Source organism: Mesorhizobium sp. (assembly GCF_017306585.1).
GTDB lineage: Bacteria > Pseudomonadota > Alphaproteobacteria > Rhizobiales > Rhizobiaceae > Mesorhizobium.
On the sequence record NZ_JAFKIC010000191.1, the window covers coordinates 13,990 to 27,954 of the forward strand.

15 protein-coding genes are annotated in these 13,965 nt (G+C 65.2%); 7 read left to right on the plus strand and 8 right to left on the minus strand.

Annotated elements, in window-relative coordinates:
• Positions 1 to 4: 4 nt before the first annotated feature.
• On the minus strand, positions 5 to 631 hold the full coding sequence (locus J0I79_RS23350) for a glutathione S-transferase family protein (protein WP_292864612.1): 627 nt from the start codon (positions 629 to 631) through the stop codon (positions 5 to 7).
• A gap of 282 nt (positions 632 to 913) precedes the next feature.
• Here J0I79_RS23350 and J0I79_RS23355 point away from each other — a divergent pair, with 282 nt between their 5' ends.
• Positions 914 to 4,264: an autotransporter domain-containing protein gene (locus J0I79_RS23355; protein ID WP_292864615.1), complete on the plus strand. Its 3,351-nt coding sequence runs from the start codon at positions 914 to 916 to the stop codon at positions 4,262 to 4,264.
• A gap of 127 nt (positions 4,265 to 4,391) precedes the next feature.
• Here the strand turns inward: J0I79_RS23355 and cysK are convergent, their stop codons facing one another.
• The 5 genes from cysK to hrcA all read right to left on the minus strand — a co-directional run bounded on the left by cysK (position 4,392) and on the right by hrcA (position 9,296).
• Positions 4,392 to 5,372, minus strand: coding sequence for a cysteine synthase A (gene cysK, locus J0I79_RS23360; protein WP_292864618.1), 981 nt, complete (start codon positions 5,370 to 5,372; stop codon positions 4,392 to 4,394).
• A 229-nt stretch (positions 5,373 to 5,601) separates the two neighbouring features.
• On the minus strand, positions 5,602 to 6,219 hold the full coding sequence (locus J0I79_RS23365; protein WP_292864621.1) for a LysE family translocator: 618 nt from the start codon (positions 6,217 to 6,219) through the stop codon (positions 5,602 to 5,604).
• 280 nt (positions 6,220 to 6,499) lie between these two features.
• On the minus strand, positions 6,500 to 7,822 hold the full coding sequence (locus tag J0I79_RS23370) for a sorbosone dehydrogenase family protein (protein ID WP_292864654.1): 1,323 nt from the start codon (positions 7,820 to 7,822) through the stop codon (positions 6,500 to 6,502).
• 150 nt (positions 7,823 to 7,972) lie between these two features.
• Positions 7,973 to 8,170, minus strand: a complete 198-nt coding sequence (locus tag J0I79_RS23375) for a hypothetical protein (RefSeq protein WP_292864624.1) — start codon at positions 8,168 to 8,170, stop codon at positions 7,973 to 7,975.
• 28 nt (positions 8,171 to 8,198) lie between these two features.
• On the minus strand, positions 8,199 to 9,296 hold the full coding sequence (gene hrcA / locus J0I79_RS23380) for a heat-inducible transcriptional repressor HrcA (protein WP_292864627.1): 1,098 nt from the start codon (positions 9,294 to 9,296) through the stop codon (positions 8,199 to 8,201).
• A gap of 188 nt (positions 9,297 to 9,484) precedes the next feature.
• Here hrcA and rph point away from each other — a divergent pair, with 188 nt between their 5' ends.
• The 5 genes from rph (at position 9,485) to J0I79_RS23405 (ending at position 12,950) form a co-directional block, all read left to right on the plus strand.
• Positions 9,485 to 10,201, plus strand: coding sequence for a ribonuclease PH (rph, locus tag J0I79_RS23385; RefSeq protein ID WP_275917783.1), 717 nt, complete (start codon positions 9,485 to 9,487; stop codon positions 10,199 to 10,201).
• Between the two features lie 183 nt (positions 10,202 to 10,384).
• Complete coding sequence (locus tag J0I79_RS23390) at positions 10,385 to 10,795, plus strand: VOC family protein (protein WP_292864633.1); 411 nt, start codon at positions 10,385 to 10,387, stop codon at positions 10,793 to 10,795.
• Positions 10,795 to 11,442 carry an RdgB/HAM1 family non-canonical purine NTP pyrophosphatase gene (gene rdgB, locus J0I79_RS23395; RefSeq protein WP_292864636.1) on the plus strand — a complete coding sequence of 216 codons (648 nt, stop codon included), beginning with the start codon at positions 10,795 to 10,797 and terminating at the stop codon, positions 11,440 to 11,442. Before J0I79_RS23390 ends, rdgB begins: the two co-directional genes overlap by 1 nt.
• Complete coding sequence (hemW, locus tag J0I79_RS23400; protein ID WP_292864639.1) at positions 11,439 to 12,617, plus strand: radical SAM family heme chaperone HemW; 1,179 nt, start codon at positions 11,439 to 11,441, stop codon at positions 12,615 to 12,617. Before rdgB ends, hemW begins: the two co-directional genes overlap by 4 nt.
• A gap of 9 nt (positions 12,618 to 12,626) precedes the next feature.
• A complete protein-coding gene (locus J0I79_RS23405) occupies positions 12,627 to 12,950 on the plus strand; it encodes a low molecular weight protein tyrosine phosphatase family protein (RefSeq protein ID WP_292864642.1) in 324 nt (107 codons plus the stop codon).
• Between the two features lie 15 nt (positions 12,951 to 12,965).
• Here the strand turns inward: J0I79_RS23405 and J0I79_RS23410 are convergent, their stop codons facing one another.
• Together J0I79_RS23410 and J0I79_RS23415 are read right to left on the minus strand one after the other, a co-directional pair.
• The gene (locus J0I79_RS23410) at positions 12,966 to 13,154 is read right to left on the minus strand and encodes a hypothetical protein (RefSeq protein WP_292864645.1); all 189 of its coding nucleotides are present in this window, start codon (positions 13,152 to 13,154) and stop codon (positions 12,966 to 12,968) included.
• 7 nt (positions 13,155 to 13,161) lie between these two features.
• A complete protein-coding gene (locus J0I79_RS23415) occupies positions 13,162 to 13,398 on the minus strand; it encodes a hypothetical protein (RefSeq protein WP_292864648.1) in 237 nt (78 codons plus the stop codon).
• A gap of 223 nt (positions 13,399 to 13,621) precedes the next feature.
• Here J0I79_RS23415 and J0I79_RS23420 point away from each other — a divergent pair.
• On the plus strand, positions 13,622 to 13,965 hold a 344-nt coding region (locus J0I79_RS23420), incomplete at its 3' end, for an SAM-dependent methyltransferase (protein WP_292864651.1).

Sequence of the window (13,965 nt, forward strand, 5' to 3'; positions counted from 1 at the left end):
TCCGTCAGGCGGGCCACATCTCGTGCGAAGTGTTCAGCGTCTTCATCAGCGGGTGGCCGCGCAGTCGTGCCCACAGCCGCTCGATCTCCGGCCACGCCGCCCGCGCTTTGTCGGTTTCGGGATGCCAGGCCACCAGCATGGCCAGATAGATGTCGGCCAGCGACATCTCCTTGCCGGCCAGCCAGTCGCGGCCGCGCAACGCGGTGTCGATGACGGCAAATCCACGGTCCATCTCGGCCACGGCCGCCTGCTTGACGGCCTTGGTGCCGTCGGCGTCGGCGGTGTAGCGGGGCGCATAGTAGAACCGCAGCACGGCCGGATAGAGCACCGAGGACATGAAGGCCATCCAGCGCAGGAAGTCGGCACGAGCCGGCGCACCGGCCGCGGGCGCCAGGCCGGCTTCGGGATGCTGCTCGGCTAGCAGGATGCAGATCGCCGCCGATTCGGTGATCGAACTGCCGTCCGGCAAGGTCAGCACGGGAACCTGATTGAGCGGGCTGATATCGAGAAAGGCCTGGTCCGGCCGGTCGGTCTTCGGCACGTCGATCTGCTCGAACGGCGCGTTGGCCAGGGCAAGTGCCGCTTCGACGACGAAGCCGCCGCTGCCGGGACGGGTATAGAGCTTGTACATGAAATCCTCCCCGGCCCGATCGGTCGCGGGCCGGAAACGATATGAACCGGAAGCCCGGTTTTGCTCAAGCCGGCCGCCGTCGGCCAGCCACGGTTTTTCAGCGGGCCAGGGCCGTGATTTGCGTGCCTTGGAGTTGGCCGGCGCGTCGGCGCCATCGCCAATCCAGCATGCGCGCCAATCATGCGGCTTTGTCACAAATCTTCAGTATGGCCCCCCTAAGGGGAGTTCTGTTTCCCAAGCGCGAGCAGAGACTTTCAATTTTTGACACTGGGGCGATTTTCGATGAATTGTACAATTGTGTCCGGGCTGCGTGCCTCGGTCAGCGGCGCCGCGCTTCTGGCCATCCTGACAATCCCGCCGGCCACGGCGTTTGCTGCCGACTTCACCATTCCCGGCGCTTCCGCCACCACGGTCAAGACCGTGGGCGGGGCCGACCACGGCACGATCGGCAGCGGAGCGTCGCTCGTCGTCAACGGCGCCAACGCGATTGTCTGGAGCGGTGCTGCGACCGGCATCGTCATCGACAATTACGGCCTCGTCCAGGCCAACACCCGGGCCATCGACACGACGGGGACGCTGTCCGGCAATTTTACCCTGAACAACTACCTCGGCGCGACGATCACCTCCGCCAATGACGCGTTCCGCATCAACAACAATCTCTCTTCGGGCAAGGTCAGCATCGACAATGCCGGCACGATCGTGTCGCAGACCGGTCAGGCTCTCGACTTCGCGCTCATCACATCGGGCGATGCGGTCGTCGACATCACCAACAGCGGCACCATCGAGTCCAAGGGTGACGATGCGATCCGCCCGGGGGCGGGCACCATTACGATCCTCAACAGCGGCAAGATCCTGTCCACCCAATCGGCCGCCCGAGGCATCAACATCAACAATGCCGGCACGCTGAAGCGGTTCGAACTGACCAACAGCGAAGGCGCGCTCATCTCGGCCGTCAACGACGCCATACGCGTCAGCGAGATCCCGACCGTCGGAGAAATCCTGATCGACAATGCCGGCACCATCCGCTCGATCGGCCTCGGCGCCGATTCTGGCCAGGCGATCGATCTCAACAACGTCGCCACGTCGGGCGCGACGATCAAGATCATCAATCGCGCCACGGGCCTGATCGAAACGGCGGATGCCGATGCCATCCGGCCGGGCGCGAACGGCGTGGTGGAGAATTACGGGCAGATCATCGGCAAGTCGCCCGATCCCAACTCCAGCAGCGATGGCATCGATTTTCAGGACACCAATGCGGGCACCGTCAACAACTATGGCAACGGTCTTATCTCCGGCGCCCGCCACGGCATTACAGGCAAGCAGACGCTCAGTGTCTACAACGATGTGAACGCCACGATCATCGGCAACAATGGATCGGGCATCAACTATGACACTGTCGTGGGCCAGGAACCGGTGAAGGTCGTCAACTACGGCACCATCATCGGCACGTTCAATCCGGACGCCAGTTACGGCGACGGCGACGGCGTCGACATCGACGCGATCGGCCACATCTACAATTACGGCTCGATCCTGGGCCAGGGTTCCAACGGCACCAAGGTTGGCGACCCCGGTCCCGCGACCAGCGAGGGCATCGCTATCGGCGGTGGCATCATCGTCAACGGCGATGCGACCCACCGCAATGCCGTCATCAGCGGCATAGACAACGGCATTCTGGTCGACGACAGCGAAACCGGTCCGGCCTTCGACAAGATCGCCATCACCAATTACGGGACGATCGAGGGCAAGGCCGGCTTCGGCATCCGCATGATCGGCACGCAGCAGAACACCATCGTCAATTACGGCTCGATCATCGGCGCCGACGGCATCGCCGTGGAGATGAGCGACGGCGACGAGACCTTCGTCTATCAGGCCGGAAGCAGCGTCAGCGGCACCGTCGATGCCGGAGCCGGCAGCGACACGCTGCGTCTGGGCGAAATCTCGGGAAGCTTCAATCTCGCGCTTCTGGGCGACGGCGCGACCTATCGCCACTTCGATACGCTCGACCTCACGGCGGGTTCGGCCTGGGCGCTCAGCGGCTCCACCGATTTCTCCGGCGCTACCCAGGTGACGGATGCGCTGCTCACGCTCTCCAATGCGTCGCTGGCCCGGTCGCAGCTGATGCTGGGCGACAACGGACGGCTTGAGGGGCAAGGGACCGTTGGCGGCCTCACCGTTGGGAGCGGCGGCACGGTTGCGTTGGGGGCCGGAACCGCCGGCGTGGCAACCTTGATCGTCGCGGGCGATGTGACCTTCGAGGCGGGTTCCGTCTACGCGGTCAGCGTCAATGCCGCCGGCGCGAGCGACCATATCGCCGCGACCGGGTCGGCGACCCTGTCGGACGGTGCGATCGCGCTGGCCAAGCCCGTGGCGGGAAGCTATTCGCTCGGCACGACCTACACCATCCTGTCGGCCGAAGGCGGCTTGAACGGCACCACCTTCGGCGGCGAGAACGGCCAGCTGGCCGATGCGTTCGCATTCCTGGATGCTTCGCTCAGCTATGACGCCAAGAATGTCTATCTGACGCTGAGCCGCAACGATGTCTCCTTCGCCAGCGTCGGCCAGACGGCGAACCAGCGCAGCGTCGCCGCCGCCGTCGAAGGCGACGGAGCGGGCAGCCCCATCTACGACCAGTTGCTCGTCGAAAGGCTCGATGTCCTGCCGGGCGCCCTCGACGCGCTGTCAGGCGAGATCCATGCGGACGCCGCTGGCGTGCTGATGGAGAGCAGCCATTTGCTGCGCGATACGCTGATCGGCCGGGCGAGGGACGGCTCCGCCGGGGCGGCCGGTGACAAGGCGCGGGGGATTTCGGATCTGACCTTCTGGACCAGCGCGCTGGGGTCCTGGGGCAGCGCCGATAGCGACGGCAATGCCGCGCGCCTGGATCACGACACCGCCGGCTTCCTCGTCGGCGCCGATGGCCTCGTCGTCCAGAACTGGCGGTTCGGCGCCGCCGCCGGGTTCAGCCGTTCCCGGTTTGACGCCGAGGATCGGGCTTCGTCCGGCTCGAGCGACAATTATCACGTCGCGCTTTACGGTGGCACCGAATGGGGCGCCTTGGCCGTCCGTCTAGGCGCTGCCTATACTTGGCACGACATCGAGACCAGGCGCACCGTCGCCTTCTCGGATTTCCTCGACAGTGTACGGGGCGACACCAAAGCGGGGACCGCCCAGGCCTTTGGCGAGATCGCCTATACGGTGAAGGCCGGCGACATCGCGTTCGAACCGTTTGCCGGCCTTTCCTATGTCAATGTCGACACGCACGGCTTTGCCGAAAGCGGCGGAGCGGCGGCCCTCACGGCAAAGGGCGGCGGCATGGAAACCACCTTCACGACGCTGGGGCTGCGCGCGGAGACGGTCCTTGGCGTGATCGGCACATCGACCCTGACGGCGCGTGCCTCGCTTGGCTGGCGGCATGCGATCGGCGATGTCACGCCGGCATCGACGCTGGCGTTCGGCGCGGGAACCGCCTTCACCGTGGCGGGCGCGCCGATCGACCGCGATGTCGCCGTCCTCGATTTCGGGATCAACGCCAGGCTGGCGCGCAACGTTTCCCTCAATGCCTCCTATGCCGGCCAGCTCGGCAAGAGCGGTGACAGTCACGGCTTGAGGGCGGGTTTGGCGGTCGACTTCTAATGCATGTCGCCCAGAAGTGTGCAGCGGTTCTGGGGCAACGGCATGCATCAAAACAAAGACTTAAAACGTACCGGCTTGCCGGCCCGACCGGGCCGGCCATTTAACCGGGCGTGAACGCTGGCCGGGCCTAAGCCCCCAGCCCTTCGAACAGGATGGTCGACAGGTAGCGTTCGGCGAAGGACGGGATGACCACGACCAGCGTCTTGCCCTTGTTCTCCGGGCGCGAGCCGACGACGATCGCGGCCTGCAGGGCGGCGCCCGACGAGATGCCGACCGGCACGCCCTCGAGGCGGGCGATGAGCCGGGCATTGGCGACCGAATCCTCGTTCGAGACCTTGACGATCTCGTCATAGACCGTGGTGTCGAGGATTTTTGGCGCGAAGCCGGCGCCGATGCCCTGGATCTTGTGCGGGCCGGGCTGGCCGCCCGACAGCACCGGCGAGGCTTCCGGCTCGACGGCCACGACCTGCACCGAAGGCTTGCGCTTCTTCAGCACCTGGCCGACGCCGGTGATGGTGCCGCCGGTGCCGATGCCGGCAACGAAGATGTCGATCTCGCCATGGGTGTCGTTCCAGATCTCTTCCGCCGTCGTCTTGCGGTGGATTTCCGGGTTGGCCGGGTTTTCGAACTGCTGCGGAATGATGGCGTTGGGGATGGTCGCGGCCAGTTCGTCGGCCTTGGCGAGGGCGCCCTTCATGCCTTTCGGCCCTTCGGTCAGCACCAGTTCGGCGCCCAGCAGCGCCAGCATCTTGCGGCGCTCGATCGACATCGTCTCGGGCATGGTCAGGATCAGCTTGTAGCCCTTGGCTGCGGCGGCGAAGGCGAGCGCGATGCCGGTATTGCCCGAGGTCGGCTCGATCAGCGTCGTCTTGCCGGGCGTGATCTTGCCCGCGGCCTCCAGCGACTCGATCATCGCCACGCCGATGCGGTCCTTGACCGAGGCGATCGGATTGAAGAATTCGAGCTTGGCGACGAGCCTGGCGACGATGCCTTTTTCCTTGGCGAATTTGTCGAGCCGTACCAGCGGGGTGTCGCCGATCGTGTCGGTGATCGAATCGTAGATGCGGCCGCGGCCGGGCACACGGGCGGAGGTAACGGGCTTGTTCATTGGTTTCGCTCCCAGGATTCAGGCAAGTGAGAATTCAGGCAAGTGAGAACTCAGGCAAGTGGCAGGGTTCAGCCGATTGGCGTCTCAGCCGGTAGGATAGGATCTTCGATCGCGCAAGATAGACCGTCGGCGGAAAATATCCGAGTGGAGCGCATGTCTAAAGAGGCGATGTCCCGGAAAAGCGTTTTCCGAAACGGCCCCGATCTGGAATCTTTTGGCGCGAACGGTCTTATTGCCGGGCGGCGATCGCCGCTGCCGCGCCGACCATGAAGCCGGCCGCAGTGCGGTTCAGCATCTTCAGCGCGCGCGGCGATTTCAGGAACCAGCGCGCCTTGGCGGCGAGCGCCAGATAAGGCACCAGCACGACGAACAGCACGACCACCGTCAGCGCGGCGAGAATGCCATAGTCGGCAAGCGTGATCGTCTTCAGGTCGACGATGGTCGGTGTGATGGCGAGGTAGAAGATCATCGTCTTGGGATTGCCGAGCGTCACGGTGAGGCCGGCGAGGAAGCTCGACATCAACCCGCCCTTGCCTTTCCGGGCCTCGACCGTCTCGGGCGTGATGCCGGCGGTCCAGAAACGCCAGCCGAGGAAGGCCAGATAGGCGACGCCGGCCCATTTGATGGCCAGGAACACCATGCCGAAGGTCTGCGCCACGAAGGCGAGCCCAAGCACCACGGCGGTCAGGTAGGTGAGATCGCCGAGCATCAGGCCGAAGGACATGGCGAGCGAGGAGCGAAAGCCGGAGCCGAGCGCCCGCGCGACGAGCGCGGTGACGCCGGGACCGGGAATGGCGGCGGCGATGCCGAGAGCGGCGCTGTAGGCGAGGAAGCCGGTGAGGGTCATGGCGACGGTCTCAAATTGGAACGCCTTATCGCATGAATCGGATCAGGGTTGAATTCCCGGGGTTCGGAATCCATTGCACCAGACATCGCGCGGTCTTTGCTCTACGAGGCCCCCTCATCCGGCCGCTTCGCGGCCACCTTCTCCCCGGTGGGGAGAAGAGAGATGGCACCAGCGCCGGCAGCTCCTCTCCCCAGCGGGGAGAGGTCGGATTGTCCCGAATTGCTCTTCGCAATTCGGATTTGGCAATCCGGGTGAGGGGGCCTGCGCTTGCCCGCGGCCGCTAGGATCGCCCGCCGCTGTAGGTGACGCGCCAGATGGTGCCGTTGCCGTCCTCGGTGACGACAAGCGCGCCGTCCTTCGCCACCGCGACGCCGACCGGCCGGCCCCAGACCTCGCCGCTGGAAACGACGAAGCCGGTCATGAAGTCCTCATACTCGCCGGTCGGCTTGCCGTCCTTGAACTTGAGCCGGACGACCTTGTAGCCAGTGCGATTGGCACGGTTCCACGATCCGTGCAGGGCCACGAATGCATCGCCTCTGTATTCCGCGGGAAAACCGGTGTCGGCGGGCAGATCCCTGCCATCATAGAAGGCGATGTTGAGCGGCGCCGAATGGGCCTGCATCAGCACGTCCGGAATGGTTGCCTTGCCGGCGAGGTCGGGGCGCGCGCCCTTGTGGCGCGGATCCTCATGGTCGCCGATATAATACCAGGGCCAGCCGTAGAAAGCGCCCTCCCTGACCGCCGTCGCATATTCGAACGGCACGTTGTCGCCGAGCGCGTCCCGCTCGTTGACCACGCACCAAAGCGCGCCCGTCGCCGGCTGGACGGTCATGCCCGAACAGTTGCGCAGGCCGGTGGCGACGATGCGACCGTTCTTGCCGTCCGGGTCGAAGGCATGCACGTCGGCGCGGCCCTCCTCGGAGCCCCATGTCGCGCCAAGCGGCTTCGACTTGATCCAGGCTTCGAGCCCGCCCTCGGGTGCCTTGCTCATGTCCTCGGCGACATTTGAGCCCGAGCCGACGGAGAGATAGAGCGTCTTGCCGTCCGGCGAGAAGGCGATATCGCGTGTCCAATGATGATTTGACGGGATGTTGGCGACGATTGTCTGCGGATCGCCCGAAGCCTTGAGGTCGCCGCTCCTGTAGGGAAATCGCACGACGCTGTCGCTGTTGGCGACATAGACCCATTGCGGATCATTGCCTGGGGGATAGAAGGCGATGCCGTAGGGCTGGTTGAGATTGCCGGCGAAGATGCCTTGCTCGGCAGGTTTTGCGCCACCCTCGGCCAGGCGATAGACCCGGACCTGATTGGCTTCGCTGTCGGCGACGAACAGGTCGCCGTTCGGCGCCACGCGCACGACGCGCGGATTGTCGATGCCGGATGCGATCATCTCAGCCGAAAAGCCTGGCGGCAGCAGGGGCTTCGCATCCGCCGGCATGTCGGCAAGCCCGGCGCTGTTGGAGGCCGATTTGGTGGCATAGGGCTTGGGCAGATCTTCCGGCCTGATCAGGCGGCGCACGCCGGGCTTGTCGGCGCGCCAGTCGCCGAAGGCGGCGGAGCCTTTCAGCGCGGGCTGATCGGCGGCCAGGGCCGAGCCGGCCATCAGAAGGCAGGCCGGAATGGCCGCGAGAGCGATAAATCGGATCATGACAGTCCTCCAGGCGTGGCCGCCGCACCGCCCTGGCCGCGTCGGGAGGCAACGGCCGGCATCTCGGATTGTTCCGTGCCACACGCCGAGTTGAAGCGCGGTTGCTCAGGCTTCGCTGGCGTCGAGGTCGCTGTCGAGGCGCGCCTCGAGCTCGACGAGATCGGCCGGCAGCGGCAGGCCCATGGCCCGCATTTCGCGCAGTTTTTCGCGCAACTGCTCCTGCACCTCGCTGATATCCTCCGGCTGGTTGACCATTTCCTCCATCAGCAGGCTGATCTGGGCCTTGATCGCTTCGAGTGCCATCCTCGTCTCCTCGATTGTTGACGGAGCCTCAACGCAGCATGCGCGATATGAGTTGCGCCGTGTAATCGACCATCGGCACGATGCGGGCATAGTTGAGCCGTGTCGGGCCGATGACGCCGAGCGCGCCGACGACGCGGGCATCCTTGTCGCGGTAGGGCGCGACCACCAGCGAAGAGCCCGACAGCGAGAACAGCTTGTTCTCGGAGCCGATGAAGATGCGCACGCCCGATCCCTGCTCGGCGAGGTCGAGCAACTGGATCAGCCCGTCCTGGGTTTCCATGTCCTCGAACAGATGCCGCAGCAGCTCGATATCGGCCTGGGCGGTGACGTTTTCGAGCAGGTTGGCGCGGCCGCGCACGATGAGCCGCGCCGGCAGGCCACTTTCGGCGCCCGCCCACACCGCCAGCCCCTTTTCGACCAGGTCCTGCGACAGCGTGTCGAGGGCTGCCCGGGTCTCTTCCTTGATGCGGGCGATCTCGGCGCGCGCCTCGACCAGCGTGCGGCCCCTGATATGGGCGTTGAGGAAGTTCGAAGCCTCGTGCAGCTGCGAGACGGTGATGCCCGCGGGCAGGTCGACGACCCGGTTCTCGACATCGCCGTTCTGCGACACCAGCACCGCCAGCGCCTTGGTCGGTTCGAGCTGGATGAACTCAATATGCTTCAGCGCGACTTCGTTCTTGGCGGCCAGCACCAGGCCGGCGCCGCGCGACATGCCCGACAGCATCTGGCTGGCCTCGGTCAGCATGTGCTCCAGCGTTGCGCCCGAACCGGACGCGCGAACCTGCGCCTCGATGGCGCGGCGCTCCTCGTCGGAAAGATCGCCAAGTTCCATGAAGGCATCGACGAAGAAACGCAGGCCCGCCTGCGTCGGCAGCCGGCCGGCGGAAATATGCGGCGCGTAGATCAGGCCGAGATGTTCGAGATCGCTCATCACATTGCGGATCGTGGCCGGCGACAGTGACGAGGGCAGGATGCGCGACAGGCTGCGTGACCCCACGGGCTCGCCGTCCCTGAGATAGGAATCGACGATGCGCCGGAATATATCGCGCGAACGCATGTCCAGCGCCTGAAGGACCGGCGACTGAAGCGCGGACGACTGGATAGTGGGATCGACTGCCTTGGTCATCGCGGCCAAAAACCTCCAACCTCAAGATATAGACTCCCCCATTGCCCGCGCAACCCGGTCGCGCTCGCGTCGGACCTCGTGCTGGGCTTGCCGTCGCGAGCCGTTTTTCTTTGCGCCATGGGCCCGCTGGGGCTACAAGCCGGCCACGATTCAAAAAACCGATCTTGAGAAAACGGGAAAGAGCCTGAATGCGCCCCTCCAAACGCCAGTTCGACGAAATGCGCGCCATCTCCTTCGAGCGCGGCGTCTCCAAGCATGCCGAAGGCTCGTGCCTGGTGAAGTTCGGCGACACCCACGTGCTCTGCACAGCGAGCCTCGAGGAAAAGGTGCCGGGCTGGATGCGCAATTCCGGCAAGGGCTGGGTGACGGCCGAATACGGCATGCTGCCGCGTTCGACCGGCGAGCGCATGCGCCGCGAGGCCTCCGCCGGCAAACAGGGCGGCCGCACGCTGGAAATCCAGCGCCTGATCGGTCGTTCGCTGCGCGCCGTCGTCGACCTGCAGGCGCTCGGCGAACAGCAGATCACCGTCGACTGCGACGTCATCCAGGCCGATGGCGGCACGCGCACCGCGTCGATCACCGGCGGCTGGGTCGCGCTCTACGACTGCCTGCGCTGGATGGAAGCCCGTCAGATGGCCAGCGTCTCGAAAGTGCTGAAAGACCATGTCGCGGCGATTTCCTGCGGCATCCATGACGGCCAGCCGGTCATCGATCTCGACTATCTCGAGGATTCCGCCGCCGGCACCGACGCCAATTTCGTCATGACCGGCAAGGGCGGCATCGTCGAGATCCAGGGCACCGCCGAGGGCGAGCCTTTCTCCGAGGAACAGTTCGCGGAGCTTATGGGCCTGGCCAAGAAGGGTATTTCCCGGCTGGTCAGCCTGCAGCAGATGGCGGTGGCGTAGGATTTCAATGCCGAGCCTGGGCCCCCCTCTCTGGCCTGCCGGCAATCTCCCCCTCAAGGGGGGAGATTGGATGTCACCACGGCTTTCGCCAATCTCCAGCGTTGCAAGACGCGCGGCGGCATCGAAGCTGCCAATCTCCCCCCTTGAGGGGGAGATGCCCGGCAGGGCAGAGAGGGGGGCCTCGTGATACCCTCCGCAATCCTGGAATCGGCGCTCTACGTCACTGATCTCAATGCCGCCGAAACCTTCTACCGCGACATCATCGGCCTCACCCTCCTCGGCAAGGTCGAAGGCCGGCACCTCTTCTTCCGCTGTGGCCCCGGCGTTCTGCTCGTCTTCAACGCCGAAGCCACCAAAATCCCGCCGGCGCCCGACGCGCGGCTGAAAGTGCCGCCGCACGGCACGGTCGGCGAGGGTCATCTCTGCTTCGCGGCGACCGCTGACGAACTCGCGGCCTGGAAAGCACATCTCCAGGCGAAGAACATCGCCATCGAAAGCGAGTTCGAGTGGCCGCAAGGCGGCCGTTCGCTCTATATACGTGACCCCTCGGGCAATTCGATCGAATTCGCCGAGCCGAAAATCTGGGGCCTTTGATGCATTCACTTGACGGGAAGAAAATCGTTGTCGCCAGCCACAATGAAGGCAAGCTGCGCGAATTCGCCGACCTGATGGGGCCGTTCGGCTTCGAGGCCAGGTCGGCCAAGGAGTATGGCCTGCCCGAGCCCGACGAGACAGGCACCACCTTCGAGGAAAACGCCTATATCAAGGCTTTCGCGGCCGCCCAGGCGACCGGCCTGCCGGCACTGTCGGACGATTCCGGCCTGTGCGTCGACGCGCTCGACGGCGCGCCCGGGGTCTACACCGCCAACTGGGCCGAGAAGCCCGATGGTTCGCGCGATTTCGCCATGGCCATGCAGCGCACCGAAGTGGCCATGCAGGAAGTCGGCGCCGCGTCGCCAAAGCAGCGCACCGGGCGCTTCGTCGCCGTCATCTGCCTGGCGTTTCCCGATGGCGAGGCCGAATATTATCGCGGCGAGGCGGAGGGCACGCTGGTCTGGCCGCCGCGCGGCGAGCTTGGCTTCGGCTATGATCCGGTGTTCCTGCCCGATGGTTTCGACAAGACGTTCGGCGAGATGAGCGCTGAGGAAAAACACGGCTGGAAGCCCGGCCAGCCGACGGCGCTGTCGCACCGCGCCCGCGCCTTCCAGAAATTCGCTCGCGCCCGCCTCGGATCGGCATGATCGGGGCCAGCACGACGATGCCGCTCGACCGCAGCCCCGGCTTCGGCGTCTATGTGCATTGGCCATTCTGCGCGGCCAAATGCCCTTATTGCGACTTCAACAGCCATGTCCGTCACCATCCGGTCGACCAGGAGCGCTTTGCCGCCGCCTTCGAGGCCGAACTGGCGACGATGCGACAGCGCACCGGGCCGCGTGAGGTCACCAGCATTTTTCTTGGCGGTGGTACGCCCTCGCTGATGAAGCCGGAGACCGTGGCCAGGGTGCTGGACGCCGTGGCGAAGAACTGGACGGTGCCCGGCGGCATCGAGGTGACGCTGGAGGCCAACCCGTCCTCGGTCGAGGCCGAGCGGTTTCGCGGCTACCGGACGGCGGGCGTCAACCGCGTCTCGCTCGGCGTGCAGGCGTTGAACGACAAGGATCTGCGCTTCCTTGGCCGGCTGCACAATGTCGATGAGGCGCTGCACGCCATCGGCCTGGCGCGCGAAATCTTTCCGCGCCTGTCCTTCGACCTGATCTATGCGCGGCCGGGCCAGACGCCTGAGAACTGGCAGGCCGAGCTCGAGCAGGCGATCGGGCATGCCGCCGACCATCTGTCGCTCTACCAGTTGACCATCGAGGAAGGCACGCCCTTCCACGCGCTGCACGCGGCCAGGAAGTTCGTCATTCCCGACAACGACCACGCCGCCGACCTTTACGCGCTGACGCAGGAGGTTACGGCCGCGCACGGCCTGCCGGCCTATGAGATTTCCAACCACGCCAAGCCTGGCGCGGAAAGCCGGCACAACCTGACCTACTGGCGCTACGGCGAATATGTCGGCGCCGGCCCTGGCGCGCATGGCCGCTTCGTCGAGAACGGCCACCGCGTCGTCACCATCGCCGAGCGGATGCCGGAAACCTGGGCCAATCTGGTCGAGGCCAAGGGCCATGGCGTCACCGGCGGCGAGATCCTGACGCGCTCGGAAGAGGCCGACGAATTCCTGCTGATGGGGCTGAGGCTCGCCGAAGGCATCGACCTCGCGCGCTACGAGGCGTTTTCGGGACGCGGCCTGTCCACGGCGCGTCTGTCGGTGCTGCAGGGCGAAGGGCTGGTGGCGCCGATCGGCAACGCTCGGCTCCGCGCCACGCCGGCCGGCATGATCGTGCTTGACGCGGTGGTCGCGGACCTGGCGCGGTAAGTGCCGCTGATGAGAAATATCCTCTTTGTCTGCAGCCAGAACCGCTTGCGCAGCCCGACCGCCGAGCAGGTGTTTTCCAAACGCAGGGATATCGAGGTGGCGTCGGCGGGAACAAACCACGACGCCGACACGCCGCTGACGCATGAACTGGTCGGCTGGGCCGATATCATCTTCGTCATGGAAAAGGCGCACCGCGCCAAATTGCAGAAGAAATTCAAGGCCAGCCTGAAGAAGGCCCGCATCATCTGCCTGGACATACCGGACGACTACGAATTCATGGATCCGGTGCTGGTGCGGCTGCTGGAGGCGAAGGTCTCGCGATATCTCGGCTGAAGGCCGAGCGCCTCCTCAGGCGTCGTGCTTGAAGCGGCGCTTGGCGCGATCCTTCTCCGCATGCGATTCGCCGCTCCGGGCCGGCTTGCCGTCGGCCTTGTCGCGGCGCACGCTGTGCGGCGCGGTCATCGGATGTGGCGGCACGCCGTCGCGGGCGCTCTTGGTTTCAAGACGGGTGATGAAGATATCGAAGCGATTGGGCATCGTCCGGTCAGTGCTCCGTCGTGCTGTCTGGTTCGTTGTCGGAAAGTTTCGTGTTGCTGGGCAATGCGATCGAAGCCGGCCTCCCGGCCGGGCCGATCCTGGCAGTCAGCCGCTTGTCCTGGGGCACGTTACGGTCCCGGCCGGCATAGTAGGGCGCGAAAGCGTCCTGTATCGTCAGGCTGTCCATCCTGTCCTCCGAGAGCATGATGCCGAAAAGTGCGAAGCGGTTTTCGGACGACATCATGCTCCACTTGCTTGATCAGGAGGCGGATTCAGGTTCCAGGTCGATTCGACCTGGAACCATCCGCCTCTTGGGAATCAGGGGCTAAATCTGCCAGACCCCGTTTCGTTCCCTACTGTGGCGAAGGAATGGCGGCCACCTTACATCGCCGTGAGTTTTGCAACCCCGCGCCAGCCGTGCCAAACAAGATTTGGCAGGCCAGACGGGCTGAACGGAGACGGCATCGGTGACGGAAGAGACGGGCAAGCGCAGCTATGTGATCGGACAGACCGAGATCGCGGCCCGCCCGCTCGAGCCGGCTCTCTATCTGGTCGCGACGCCGATCGGCAATCTGGCCGACATCACGCTGCGCGCGCTGGAGACGCTGGCCGCCGCCGATATCGTCGCCTGCGAGGACACGCGCGTCTCGCGCGTGCTGCTCGACCGCTACGGCATCCGCCGTCGCACCACGGCCTATCACGAGCACAATGCCGGCGAGGCCGGGCCAAAGCTGATCGGCGCGCTTGAAGGCGGACAGAGCGTGGCGCTGATTTCCGATGCCGGCACGCCGCTTGTGTCCGACCCCGGCTA